This window comes from Flavobacterium anhuiense, from assembly GCF_004151235.1.
Classification (GTDB): Bacteria; Bacteroidota; Bacteroidia; order Flavobacteriales; family Flavobacteriaceae; genus Flavobacterium; species Flavobacterium anhuiense_A.
This window is the reverse complement of record NZ_JUIV01000011.1, coordinates 19,589-32,166: the sequence shown is the minus strand read 5'-3', so window position 1 is coordinate 32,166 and position 12,578 is coordinate 19,589. Positions and strand designations below refer to the sequence as shown.

12 protein-coding genes are annotated in these 12,578 nt (G+C 34.1%); 4 read left to right on the top strand and 8 right to left on the bottom strand.

Annotated features, from left to right (window positions below; genetic code table 11):
• Positions 1–10: 10 nt before the first annotated feature.
• Both NU08_RS13830 and NU08_RS13825 read right to left on the bottom strand, forming a co-directional pair.
• Positions 11–1,006 (bottom strand): acyl-ACP desaturase, encoded by a 996-nt coding sequence (locus tag NU08_RS13830; RefSeq protein ID WP_129747779.1) that lies wholly within the window; start codon positions 1,004–1,006, stop codon positions 11–13.
• A gap of 45 nt (positions 1,007–1,051) precedes the next feature.
• The gene (locus tag NU08_RS13825) at positions 1,052–1,798 is read right to left on the bottom strand and encodes a lysophospholipid acyltransferase family protein (protein ID WP_129747778.1); all 747 of its coding nucleotides are present in this window, start codon (positions 1,796–1,798) and stop codon (positions 1,052–1,054) included.
• A gap of 125 nt (positions 1,799–1,923) precedes the next feature.
• On the opposite strand from NU08_RS13825, the gene rnpA reads away from it, so the two are divergent.
• The 4 genes from rnpA (at position 1,924) to NU08_RS13805 (ending at position 5,694) form a co-directional block, all read left to right on the top strand.
• On the top strand, positions 1,924–2,328 hold the full coding sequence (gene rnpA / locus NU08_RS13820) for a ribonuclease P protein component (RefSeq protein WP_129747777.1): 405 nt from the start codon (positions 1,924–1,926) through the stop codon (positions 2,326–2,328).
• A 70-nt stretch (positions 2,329–2,398) separates the two neighbouring features.
• The gene (locus NU08_RS13815) at positions 2,399–3,247 is read left to right on the top strand and encodes a DUF4349 domain-containing protein (protein ID WP_129747776.1); all 849 of its coding nucleotides are present in this window, start codon (positions 2,399–2,401) and stop codon (positions 3,245–3,247) included.
• A 2-nt stretch (positions 3,248–3,249) separates the two neighbouring features.
• Positions 3,250–4,887 (top strand): S41 family peptidase, encoded by a 1,638-nt coding sequence (locus NU08_RS13810; protein ID WP_129747775.1) that lies wholly within the window; start codon positions 3,250–3,252, stop codon positions 4,885–4,887.
• 3 nt (positions 4,888–4,890) lie between these two features.
• A complete protein-coding gene (locus tag NU08_RS13805; protein WP_129747774.1) occupies positions 4,891–5,694 on the top strand; it encodes an OmpA family protein in 804 nt (267 codons plus the stop codon).
• An 87-nt stretch (positions 5,695–5,781) separates the two neighbouring features.
• Here the strand turns inward: NU08_RS13805 and NU08_RS13800 are convergent, their stop codons facing one another.
• The 6 genes from NU08_RS13800 to NU08_RS13775 form a co-directional block, all read right to left on the bottom strand.
• A complete protein-coding gene (locus NU08_RS13800) occupies positions 5,782–6,228 on the bottom strand; it encodes a GNAT family N-acetyltransferase (RefSeq protein WP_129747773.1) in 447 nt (148 codons plus the stop codon).
• 157 nt (positions 6,229–6,385) lie between these two features.
• Positions 6,386–7,027 carry a DUF1579 domain-containing protein gene (locus NU08_RS13795; protein WP_129747772.1) on the bottom strand — a complete coding sequence of 214 codons (642 nt, stop codon included), beginning with the start codon at positions 7,025–7,027 and terminating at the stop codon, positions 6,386–6,388.
• Between the two features lie 249 nt (positions 7,028–7,276).
• Positions 7,277–8,245: a DUF4837 family protein gene (locus NU08_RS13790; RefSeq protein WP_129747771.1), complete on the bottom strand. Its 969-nt coding sequence runs from the start codon at positions 8,243–8,245 to the stop codon at positions 7,277–7,279.
• A gap of 46 nt (positions 8,246–8,291) precedes the next feature.
• Complete coding sequence (locus NU08_RS13785) at positions 8,292–10,103, bottom strand: LysM peptidoglycan-binding domain-containing protein (RefSeq protein ID WP_129747770.1); 1,812 nt, start codon at positions 10,101–10,103, stop codon at positions 8,292–8,294.
• A 110-nt stretch (positions 10,104–10,213) separates the two neighbouring features.
• Positions 10,214–11,401: a phosphoglycerate kinase gene (locus NU08_RS13780; protein ID WP_129747769.1), complete on the bottom strand. Its 1,188-nt coding sequence runs from the start codon at positions 11,399–11,401 to the stop codon at positions 10,214–10,216.
• A gap of 158 nt (positions 11,402–11,559) precedes the next feature.
• Complete coding sequence (locus tag NU08_RS13775) at positions 11,560–12,540, bottom strand: type IX secretion system membrane protein PorP/SprF (protein WP_242502560.1); 981 nt, start codon at positions 12,538–12,540, stop codon at positions 11,560–11,562.
• Positions 12,541–12,578: the final 38 nt, after the last annotated feature.

Sequence of the window (12,578 nt, the reverse complement as noted above, 5' to 3'; positions counted from 1 at the left end):
AATCTAAAATTTAAAGTCTAGCTGGTTCAACCCATTTAAAGATATGTGATTCTTTAGGGATTACTATTCTTTCTGAAATCTTCGCCATACGAGCTGGTAATTTCATTAAGAAATCACGCGCTTTTTCTGCTTCATCAGACAGATTGGTAATTTTATCGATTTCCCATTTGTTGATTAATTTCTGCATGATTTCAACATAATCGTTTGCAGTGTAAACTCCAATACGCTGAGCTGAATCGGAAAACTGTTCGAAAGCACTGCTTATTTTTTGCCCAGATTCTCTCAAGAAGTGAGCCGGCATAACGATTTTCTGCTTCATCATGTATTGAAAAGCAAGCATCATTTCGCTCGGATCTACTTGGAAAATTCTAGTTACAAATTCGCTATAGGCGTGGTGATGACGCATTTCATCACCTGCAATCATTTTACACATTTTAGACAACTTGTTATCGCCAAATTTTTTAGCCATTTGCGCTACTCTATTGTGCGAAACATAAGTTGCTAATTCCTGAAAACTAGTGTATACAAAGTTTTTGTATGGGTCAGTTCCAGTTCCAATATCAAAACCGTCGTTGATCAAATGCTGTGTAGTCATTTCTATTTCACGCATGTTGACACGACCAGATAAATACAAGTATTTATTTAAAAGATCTCCATGACGGTTTTCTTCTCCAGTCCATTGTCTTACCCACTTGGCCCAGCCATTTCCTTGACCTTCTACAGTTTGATCAATTCCTTCTACATCCATTAACCATGATTCATATGTAGGCAATGCTTCCTCAGTGATGGTATCACCAACAAGCGTAACCCAAAAATCGTACGGAAGTTCTTTAGCAATCTCGCGTAATTCTTTTACCTCTTCAAAGAAATTTTCTCCTTGAGAATCTGGTAAGAAATCAGACGGCTGCCAAATTTTTTCCACTGGAATTAAATACTGTTCGACGAAGCTATCCACGTTTTTTTCCAAAAACTGCATTACTTCTAATCTAATGTTTTTTATAGACATTACTTATTATAGATTTGGGTTGTACATTTTAGCTCGGACTAAAACTTAAACCTGTTTATACTCATTTATTCCTTCCTTAACTGCTTTTTCAGTAATCTCCATCAGCTCTTCAAATTTGTAATCTTTAACAGCTAAAGGTTTGTGAGCTGTAAACTTCAGGTGATTTCCTAAACCAACAGGAAAAAAACCAAATTTTACCATTTTCCAAGAATTATTGATGCTAACGGGCACAACATACGCAGATGGTGCATATTTGCATAAGATTTTTAAACCGCTTTGCGCAAATTCTTTTGGTACTCCTGTCTTACTTCTTGTCCCTTCTGGGAAAATAACGGCAGATCTTGTGTTTTTTTCGATATATTCAGACAAGCCTTTGATAACTGGTATCGCTTGTTTAGGGTCTTTTCGGTCAATTAAGACAGATCCTCCGTATTTCAAATTATAAGAAACACTCGGAATTCCGCTTCCTAACTCCTTCTTACTTACAAATTTACAATGAAAACGTCTAAAGTACCAAATCATTGCCACGATATCGTACATACTTTGGTGATTTGCCACAAAAATAATTGGCGCACCTTTCGGAACCGTGTCTACACCTTCAATTGTGTATCTTGTTCCCACAAGATTTGTACATTTTAAAAGGCAGAAATTTAAATAATCAACACTTTTTTTGTGAGCCTGGTAACCAAATACATTTAAACAAATCCACTGAATTGGATGAAAAACAGCCAAACACAAACCAAATAATAAATAGTAAATTACCGATATTGGATAAGATATAATTTTTTCCATGCTTCAAAAATTAATGCGCAAAAGTAGTAAATATATTTTTAGACTTATTAAAATTGAAAACAATAACTGTTTTTATGGTTTAATTGTACCTTTGTACCAGAATTTGCAAATCTTTTCTGAATTAAATGAACTTTACTTACCCTAAAAACGAGCGTTTAAAAAGCAAAACGACAATTGGTTTACTGTTTTCTGAAGGAAAATCGGTGTCCAAATATCCGCTTCGTTTGGTTTACCGTCAAGCGGAAGCAAATTCAGAAGAACAAACCAAGATTGGCGTTTCGGTTTCTAAGAAATATTTCAAGAAAGCCGTTGATCGAAATTACTTTAAAAGAGTTTTAAGAGAAACCTATCGTTTAAACAAACATTTGCTTTTGGATAATCTCGATCAAAATTATTCGATAATGCTTTTTTATCAGACAAAAGACCGATTATCTTACCAAGAAATCAACACGAAAATGATTCAGTTGTTTGAGAAATTTTCACTTCAAATAAACACAACTCCAGATTCTGAGCAGAAAACCGAATCGTAAATTTCAAAACGTAAGATTAATAATCAAATTAGACAAAAAAATCGTAGTTTTAGATCTAAATCGAAATTTTATGCGACATATTTTCTTTTTATCTTTTTTGTTTTTAATTCTTTCAGGCTGCAATAAAGCTGATGCTTCAGCTGAAAACATTGTTATTTCATCTGTAAAAATGCCTGCAAATGCAGAAAATGTCGCTTATGACAGAGAGCCAGATCCGAACAATGCTCCACCGCCACCGCCGCCTCCAGTCAAAGAAAAAATCGAGCAAAAAATCATAAAAGAAGCGACTTTAAAATTTGAAACTGATAATTTAGAAAACTCTTTCAGTCAAATTAAAAAAGCGGCTTCGACTAGTAAAGCACGAATTATAAACGATTCTGAAGGAAAAGATTTTGCAACTCTTTTTAGAAATCTTACTATAAAAGTACCAAGTCAGAATTTTGACCGTTTTATAAGTGATATTTCTAAAGGTGTTTCTTATTTTGAAGTAAAAACTATTTCTGCTCAAGATGTTACCGAACAATATATTGATCTTACTTCGAGATTAAAAACCAAGAAAAAGCTTGAAGAGCGTTATCTTGAAATTTTAAAGAAAGCGAACAAAGTCAGCGAAATTTTAGAAATAGAAGAACAAATTTCAGCTATTCGCGAAGAAATAGAAGCCAAAGAAGGTCAGCTGAAATATTTGGAAAGCCGAGTTTCTGAAAGCACAGTTACTATTGAATTTTATAAAACAATCCCTGAAAAAGAGGGCGTGAAAATATCTTACGGTTCAAAACTTTGGAGCGCAATTGAATCTGGATTCTATACTTTATCCGATTTATTGATTTCACTATTAAGTGCTTGGCCTTTTGTAATTTTGTTTGTTGTATTTGCCTATTTTATTAGAAAAAGATTAAAAAGAAGAAAAAAAGAATAATCATGTATCCGTATTTCAAAAAGAAATTTATTATACCAGTCGCTGCGGCGGGAATGTTGTTTGTTGGAACCAGTTTTAGAGAAGACTTTTTTGAAATTGCCAAACAGATCGAGATTTTTACGACTTTGTTTAAAGCTGTAAATACCAATTATGTCGACGAAACCAATCCAGGAGATTTGATGGACAAAGCCATTAAAAGCATGTTGGGAAGTTTAGACCCATACACAGTTTATTTTAACGAGCAAGATGTTGTAAACTTTAAAATCAATAATACTGGAGAATATACTGGAATTGGCGCTTTGATTTCTAGAAAAAACGATCGTCTCATTGTACGCGAACCTTATAAAAATTATCCTGCAGATAAAGCGGGATTAAAAGCTGGTGACGAAATTATCCAAATTGGTGATGTTTTGATTGCCGATTTCAAGGATGATGCTTCGCAATTATTGAAGGGAACAAAAAACACTAAAATCAATATCAAATACCTTCGTCAAGGAAAACCAAATACTACGGTTTTGGTTTTGGATGAAGTTGATATTAAATCGGTTCCTTTTTATGGAAAAATTGATGACAAAACAGGATATATTGTTTTAGCGCATTTTAGCAGAAAAGCTTCTGCAGAAGTAAAAGACGCTCTTGAAAAATTAAAAGCTGATGGAGCTAAACAGATTGTTTTGGATTTAAGAGGCAATCCAGGTGGTTTATTGAATGAAGCGATTGATATCTGCAATTTGTTTGTTCCAAAGAATGAAGTAATTGTAACCACTAAATCACGAATTGAGAAACATAACAATACTTATAAAACGCAAAAAGAACCGGTTGATACTGAAATTCCGTTAGCAATTTTAGTAAACGGAAGAAGTGCTTCAGCATCTGAAATTGTTTCGGGAGCTTTGCAGGATTTAGATCGTGCTGTAATTTTAGGAAGCAGAAGTTTCGGAAAAGGTTTAGTACAGCGTTCGGTTGATTTAACTTACGGAACTCAGCTGAAAGTAACCATTTCAAGATATTATACGCCTTCTGGAAGATGTATTCAAGCTTTGGACTATTCGCATAAAGATAAAAATGGCGTGGCTCAAAAAACAGATGCCAAAAATTATAATGCTTTTAAAACCAGAAAAGGAAGAACGGTTTATGATGGCGGAGGAGTTTTGCCTGATATCGAATTGGAAGAAGCAAAAACCAGTGCCATTGCAACAGCTTTAATTAAGAACGATGGTGTATTTGATTATGCTACAACATATTATTACAAAAATCCAAATTTGGGGGATAAGATTCCAACTTTGACAGATGCAGATTACACCGCTTTCAAACAATATCTGAAAACGAATAAAATCACTTTTGACACAGATACTGAAGTGGCTTTGAAAAATACTTTAGCTGCAGCTAAAAAAGAAAAAATAGATGAGACCATTACTGCCGAATATCAGCAATTGTTGAATGCTTTAGAAAAAAGCGAAACTACCTTACTGGACAAAAACCAAAAAGAAATCAAAAACATGATTTTGGAAGAATTGATTAAAAGATATCAATATCAAGAAGGTTTGTATCAGTATTATTTAAAAAACAATTCAGAAATTAAAAGAGCAGTTAGTGTATTAAATAACCCAACAGAATATAAGACGATTTTAAAAATGTAGTGAATGAAGATAACTCTAGCCCTGACTCTTTTTTCATTTTATACAGTAACGGCACAACAAAAACCTGTTGAAACTATTTATTTTGAATTTGACAGGTATGATCTGACAGATAAACAAATTACTGTTGTTTCAAACTTTATAAAAAATATAGACACATCAAAAGTTGAGTCTATACAGATTTATGGCTATTGTGATGATCGCGGAAATGATGAGTATAACTTTAGATTGTCAAATAATCGAGCCAATACGATTCAGAATCTTTTGATTAATAAAGGATTCAATCAGAGTAAAATTGTCATTCTTGAGGGAAAAGGGCGTGTTGTCGTAAAACCAGATACGGTAGAGAATCTATACGAGACACGTTTGCGAAATCGGCGGGTTGACTTAATTGTTGTTAAGAAAAATAGTTTCGGCAAAGGCGTTTATACTTCTTTCAAAGACAATTTAAAAGTGGGCGATAAAGTATATTTAGAGTCCATTTTATTCGAAATTGGAAGTGCGAAACTAACCAGCAATTCTAAAAAAGAATTGGATAAAATTGCAATCATTCTTCAAAATCACAGAAGCCTGAATTTTGAAATCAGAGGGCACGTCTGCTGCACTCCAGAAATTTACAGCGACGGAATTGATAAAGATACCAAAGAAAGAAGACTTTCCTGGAATCGCGCCAAAACTGTTTTCCATTATTTAATCTCAAAAAAAATATCCAAAAGCCGCATGACCTATATTGGATGCGGCAATCGATATCCTTTAGGCAGAGGTGATAATTATGATCGCCGGGTAGAATTTGTGATTACGAAAATTTAGTTTTTCTAAGATACTAAGCTGCTAAGATTCTAAGATTTCACCTATTGGAACGCACTAAAAATCCTTTCAGATTTACTTCCTTTTTAATTATTCTCTCACCATTTCTATGTGCGGAATATCATCTTCTAAATACATTTCGCTGGTTTGCACAAAACCGTGGCTTTCGTAGAATTTCTTTAAATACAATTGCGCGCCAATTGTAATTTTATCTTTTCCAAAATTGGATTTAATTCCAGCTATTGCTTCACGCATTAATTCATGTCCCCATTTTCTATCTCTGTAATTGGCATCTACAGTAACTCTTCCGATTGAAGCATTATCAAAACTAATTCCAGCATCAAATAAGCGCGAATAAGCTACAATTTTGCCTTCGAACTCTCCTAATAAGTGCAACGCCTTTTTGTCCTTACCATCAAGATCCAAATAAACGCAATTTTGCTCTACTACAAAGATTTCACTTCTTAGTTTGAGTAAATCATATAACTCATGAACAGTTAATGCCTCAAAAGGCTTTATTTTCCATTTTAATTCCATTTCCGCTTTTTTTTGCCACGAAGGCACGAAGACGCTAAGTTATAGTATTTTTTTAGCTTCGCTAAAGTTTCTTATAAAAATCAAAAAGACACAAAGTAGTATCTCATAGAAATAAAACTTTGTGCCTTTGTGCCTATGTTACTTTGTACCTAAGAAGTTACTTTTTGGTCATAATAATTTCCATGCTTTTATATTCGGTTCCGTTTTTTGTATCGTACATTTCCATTTTTCGGGTTTTAGCATCTACAATGGTGTACACTTCTCTATACTTGATGTTTTTAGTGGTTACAGGATCAGCCATTTCTCCAAAATATTCTATGCTCTTAGTACTTTCGTTATACTTTCCTGTGCTAGTCATCATTCCAGTTCCCATATTATCAATAAATGTGGAGATATATTCTTTGCTAGCATTATTATAACCTACTGTTCCTTTGCCTTCAAATGGTTGTCCCATCATCGTTCCTTTATACGTTGCTTCTTGAAAGCGACCGCCTAAGACCATTTTGATCTCTGCTACAGAAGTTTCTTTTTCGGGTTTTGCATTGGCATCAGACCAGAATGTCATATCGCAATTCCATGTTCCAACTTCATCAGCCAGTATTTTATGCGGATTTCCTGGCGTTGCATATTCCTGCCATGCTTTCATCTGCGCCGCAGAATCTAATGGTGCTTCGGCAACAGGTTCTTCGGTTTTAACAGAATCTGTCGCTGCTGGAGTTGTCGATTCTTCCTTCACTTCTTTTTTACAAGAAATAAAACACAGGGTTATAATTGCTAAGGTTGCGGTTAATTTTTTCATAACTATTTGTTTTTATGTTTGTTATGAATAAAAGTACGAAAAATTTTGCTTGTTTTATTTTGTTTCATGTTTCAAGTTGATATACTTTGGATTTTTAACCGCAAAGTTCGCAAAGGTTTTACGCAAAGGACACTAAGTCATATTGAGAAGGTGAAGTTCTCTAAGAAATGTAGACCTATAATCGTGAGATTTTGAAACTTTAAACTTGAAACATAGAACCTGAAACCTCCAACTTGAAACAAAAACCTCTTATCGTTTGTCGATTCTCACGGTTTTTATGATTGCTTCGAGTTCTAGCATTAAATCTCGTTCTTGATGTGAGGGTGAATATGAGAATCCTTCGATAACCAAAACACGGTTAAAGGTTTCATCAATAATAGCATAGTTGATAAAAGGCCCGGTCATGAAATCATTTTTCAATTCCCACGTTCCTTTTGTTTCGAATGCATTTTTATTGTCTAAAGTTACTTTTGAAAAATAGGGTGCGTATGCTTCACTGGTAATCATTTGGGTGTTAGGTTCACGACCTTGTATATATTTCCCAATCGAATCCCGCATTTTGACAATTGCATTGACAACATCTTTTTTCTTCTTGAAATTATAAAGCGGAATCTGGTAAATTAATAAACTGGTATTACCGCTTATAATTTCTTTTTTGAGCCAGATGAATTTCTTTTTATGCAACATGTATTCATATCCTGTCGGAATCTGGATGTTGATGTGAAATTTGTTTTTTATGATTGCTTTATTTAACAGTGAGGTACTGTTGTCGTCCTGAATTTTCTCAATTTCAGCGTCATGAATAATTTTAATTATTTGCGGTGCGTTCAATTCAATACTACAAATAATATCATCTACAGATTTTCCGTAAATGCGAAAAGTATTGTGCGGTAATGTTTTGCTTCGAATGATTTCGAATTTATCTGTAGGGGCTTTTTTGACCACGATTATGCTTCGGCTGTCCGTAACAAAACCTTCAAGCAATCTGGCTGGATATTGATTTATGGTAAAAAGCGGCTCTTCTTGGGTAAGTCCAAGAACGGGAGAGGCAAATTTATTTCTAATGCTATCGCCTACTTCTCCATACCACAATTGATCGTCAATTATGACCGAAATGGTATTCGTTTTTCCAGAAACCGTTTCGCTTTGCTTTTCACTTTTGAAACAAGAAGTCAGGAAAAATGGAATTAGTAGCAATAAAAAATGGGTTTTATTCATTTTTTTAATTTATGAAATAAAACCCAAATTTAATAAGATTTTTCTATTATCCGTTTATTTTAAGTTTCATTCCCGGTTTAATATCTTCATCTTTAATACCATTCCATTTTTTAATATCTGAAATTGTTACTCCAGGATATTTTTTAGAAATGCTGTATAAAGAATCTCCTTTTTTAACGTAATAATCTTCGCTAACGTTTTTAGAAGGTGCTTTTTTCTTGAATGTATCAACCGAGTTTGATGCAATTGCTGTTGAAGTCGGCTCTTCTATAACTATTGCTGCTTTAGAAATAATCAATGTTTTTCCTAAACCAATGTTATTTGAAGTTAAATTATTAAGTTCTTTTAACTCCGCAATAGTCGTACCGAATTTCTTTGCAATGCTGCCTAAATTATCACCAGCCACTACAACATAGTCCATATCTACGGCTGTTTTCTCTTTATTTTCTGCAGATGCAATTGCTTGTTCTTTGTCTACAGCAGCAGGAAGAGTTTTAACAGGAGCCTCTTCTTCTGCTTTAATTTTCAGGCTTCTTCCAATTGCTACAGCATTTGTTTTTAAGTTATTCCATTTTTTAATATCTGAAATACTTACATCATATTTTGCCGCGATTGCACCTAAATTATCTCCTTTTCTAACTTTATAAAATTCAAAATCTCCATTATCAACCGGCGCTGGTTTTACAGTTGCTGGTTTTGCTTTTGGCGCATATTTAACTGCCAATCGAGATGAAGTGGTTCTAAACTCTGTATCATGTTTTACATAAGCATAAATCTGCTCTTCATTGGAAACAAATGTTGCTACTTTATCTTTTGGAAGTCTAATAAAATGCTGTTCTCCTTGGTAAAAAGGTACAACTCCCATTTTATACGACGGATTTAAAAGTTGAATCTGAGATTGTGGCATGTCTAATAAATCGGCAATCTGTTTGAAAGACATTTGATTTTTGACAGCAACAGTATCTGTTTCAAAGTTTTTAACTACAGCTCTTTCTGGGTTAATTCCGTGTTCTTTGTGGTATTCAAAAAGGTACATTGTTGCTAAGAAAGCAGGAACGTAACCTTGAGTTTCTTTTGGAAGATAATTGCGAATGTCCCAGTATTTTGTTTTTCCGCCAGAGCGACGAATAGCTTTGGTAACATTTCCTGGACCCGAGTTGTAAGATGCTAAAACCAGTTCCCAGTCGCCAAAAATATTAAACATTTTGGTCATGTATTCAGACGCTGCGGCTGTAGCTTTAAGAGGGTCGCTTCTTTCGTCGATATAAGAATCGATTTTAAGAGCATATTGTTTTCCGGTTCCGTACATAAACTGCCAAAGTCCCGTAGCGCCCATTTTAGAAACTGCTTTAGGATTTAAAGCAGATTCTACAACGGCTAAATATTTTATTTCCAGAGGAACGTTTTGTTTGGCAAAAGCATCCTCGAAGATTGGGAAATAATATTCTGATAAAGCCATTAATCGAGAAAACGATTTTTTACGGTTCTTGAGAAATGACTTTATTATATTTTCTAAACCTTGATTGTATTGTATCTCAAAAGGTGATTTCTGATTCATCGCTGCCAAACGCTGTTTTAGCAATTCGGTTGGAAGTTCTTCATCAACAGTAACATCTTTGTTAATGGTTTGAATGTCTTTGGTTAGATCATCATAAATATCCAGACTTACTAATTCGTTCATCCATAGACTATCTACTTTTGCAGCAAGATCGTTTTTTTTGAATGTACTTTTAATAGAATCTAAATATGAAAGCTTAACCTCTGGTTTCAGTTCTATATCTGCCTTTGCAGTTTCTTGCGCACAGACAGCTAACGAAAAGAAAGCCGAAACCACTAATGATAATTTTTTTACAATCATATAACATTATTTTAAAATTCTGTAATTCAAACAATTACAAGAGTTGTATTTTTGCAAATCTAAGCCCTTTATTGAAGAAAACTGTTTAAAAAAATGTTAATTGTGATTTTTTAGTCTAAAATCGCAGCGATTCCAGGTAAAATTCTTCCTTCTAACATTTCTAGCATTGCTCCACCACCAGTAGAAACATAGCTCATTTTGTCTTCAAATCCGAACTGTTTTACTGCTGCAACAGAATCTCCACCACCAACTAATGAAAATGCTCCATTTGCTGTAGCTTCTGCGATATAATCTCCTAATGCAATTGTACCTTTAGAGAAAGTTTCCATTTCAAAAACTCCCAATGGACCATTCCAAAGAATTGTTTTTGACTCTAAAATAACTTTCTTGAAGTTCTCTAAAGATTTTGGACCTGCATCTAAACCTTGCCATCCGTCAGGAATTGCAGTTACATCTACAACCTGAGTATTTGCATTGTTTGAGAAATCGTCTGCTGCAATAACATCAACAGGAATATGAACCTGAACGCCTTTTTCTTTAGCTAATCTTAAAATTTCAAGAGCCAAATCTAATTTGTCATCTTCGCAGATAGACTCACCGATTTTTCCTCCTTGAGCTTTAATGAAAGTAAAAGTCATTCCTCCTCCAATAATCATGTGATCTACTTTATCTAAGATATTTTCGATTACGGTGATTTTAGAAGAAACTTTAGAACCTCCAAGAACAGCAGTTACAGGTTTTTCACTGTTTTTAAGAACTTTATTTAAACTGTCAATTTCTTTTGCCAATAATGTTCCGAAACATTTATCGTTTGGAAAAAATTGTGCAATAATTGTAGTAGATGCGTGTGCTCTGTGAGCTGTACCAAATGCATCGTTTACATAGATATCTCCAAGAGAAGCTAATTCTTTAGCGAAAGATACATCTCCAGCTTCTTCTTCAGCATGAAAACGTAAATTTTCTAATAAAAGAACTTCGCCTGGTTTTAAATCTTTTGCTGCTTTTTGAGCTGGCTCACCCACACAGTTTTCAGCAAATTTTACTTGAACTCCTAAAATTTCAGAAGCTGTTTTTAGAATATGTTTTAGAGAGTATTTCTCTTCTGCTCCTTTTGGTCTTCCTAAGTGCGACATTAAAATCACACTTCCCCCTTGAGCTAAAATAGCATCAATTGTTGGTTTTGCTGCTTCAATACGTGTTGTATCAGTTACATTAAAATTCTCATCCAACGGCACGTTGAAGTCAACACGGATAATTGCTTTTTTATTTTTAAAATCGAAATCGTTTAAAGTTTTCATCTGCTAATTTTTTTAATTTTTTGAAAGAATAACAAATATAGAACTTTTACAGTAGTCTAAATTTCAAAAAAGCAAAAATAATCGAACAATAAAAACGAAAACGTTGTAAATTATGAAAACAAACAAAATAATTCTTAAAGATGATAAAAAATATTTGTTTAATCGTGAACCGGACTTTGTGTACAAGGACAGTTACTGATTGATTGCAAGAAGTCAAATCCGATTGTGATGGAGTGTGTTCCTGAATTATAAGATCCAAGACCATTAAACATCAACTGGTAAGAGTATGCAAAATAGAATTTAGATTTCATAAAACCTGCCATTGGTCCCATTGCCAAAGGTTTTGGGAACTGGTCATTTAAGAAACGGTATGAAACTCCGATCCAATAGTAATCTTCGTAGCGATTGTAACGTCTGTATTTGAAGTTAAAATCGGTTGTAGAACGTTGGTCACTCGCATAGTACTGTAAAAAAACTGACGGTTCATATTCGATTCGTCTGTTTTCTCCATCTCTAAAAGTGAATCCTGAGTATACCTGAAAGTTAGAAAGCAAATCTGGCTCGTCTGTTCTTTCCTTCGTCAAGTTTTTCTTTAAAACGTTATTAGCATTAAAACTGAAATAGAAACCTCTATTACGATACAGGGCACTAATATCAAAGTTATTGTTTGATGTGTGGCGATTATCCGTTATCGAAGGATCTATGGCTCCTACAGGACCATTTACGTCTCCAACAAAATTACCTGTTTCTAGACGAAAACTATTAAAGTTGTACGATAAACCAAAAGACAAGTACTGTTCAGAACGATAATCTAAAATCAAGTGGTGCGCAAAAGAGACTTTTGCCCCCGTTTGTCTTGTATTACCGTTACTATCATTATACAATGAAATACCAACTCCCGAACGATCCAGAACACGAAAATCAGCGTACAATGATTGGTTGTCTGGGGCATCTTTAATTCCGACCCACTGTGTTAAACCATTGGCTCTTATACGTAGATTATCTCCAATACCAGCATAAGCAGGAGAAATAATAAATGGGTTATCAGCTAAATACTGGGTAAATACTGGTAGGTTTAACTCTTGGCTGTAACTTGTTGTTACAGCCATGAGTACTAAGGATAAAATAAACTTTTTCATTGTAATAATTTTTTTAGATAACATCATTGGGGCTATAA

Coding starts and splice junctions, on each gene's coding strand:
- NU08_RS13830 (WP_129747779.1), bottom strand. CDS start 1,006: ATGTCTATAAAAAACATTAGATTAGAAGTAATGCAGTTTTTGGAAAAA.
- NU08_RS13825 (WP_129747778.1), bottom strand. CDS start 1,798: ATGGAAAAAATTATATCTTATCCAATATCGGTAATTTACTATTTATTA.
- rnpA (WP_129747777.1), top strand. CDS start 1,924: ATGAACTTTACTTACCCTAAAAACGAGCGTTTAAAAAGCAAAACGACA.
- NU08_RS13815 (WP_129747776.1), top strand. CDS start 2,399: ATGCGACATATTTTCTTTTTATCTTTTTTGTTTTTAATTCTTTCAGGC.
- NU08_RS13810 (WP_129747775.1), top strand. CDS start 3,250: ATGTATCCGTATTTCAAAAAGAAATTTATTATACCAGTCGCTGCGGCG.
- NU08_RS13805 (WP_129747774.1), top strand. CDS start 4,891: ATGAAGATAACTCTAGCCCTGACTCTTTTTTCATTTTATACAGTAACG.
- NU08_RS13800 (WP_129747773.1), bottom strand. CDS start 6,228: ATGGAATTAAAATGGAAAATAAAGCCTTTTGAGGCATTAACTGTTCAT.
- NU08_RS13795 (WP_129747772.1), bottom strand. CDS start 7,027: ATGAAAAAATTAACCGCAACCTTAGCAATTATAACCCTGTGTTTTATT.
- NU08_RS13790 (WP_129747771.1), bottom strand. CDS start 8,245: ATGAATAAAACCCATTTTTTATTGCTACTAATTCCATTTTTCCTGACT.
- NU08_RS13785 (WP_129747770.1), bottom strand. CDS start 10,103: ATGATTGTAAAAAAATTATCATTAGTGGTTTCGGCTTTCTTTTCGTTA.
- NU08_RS13780 (WP_129747769.1), bottom strand. CDS start 11,401: ATGAAAACTTTAAACGATTTCGATTTTAAAAATAAAAAAGCAATTATC.
- NU08_RS13775 (WP_242502560.1), bottom strand. CDS start 12,540: ATGAAAAAGTTTATTTTATCCTTAGTACTCATGGCTGTAACAACAAGT.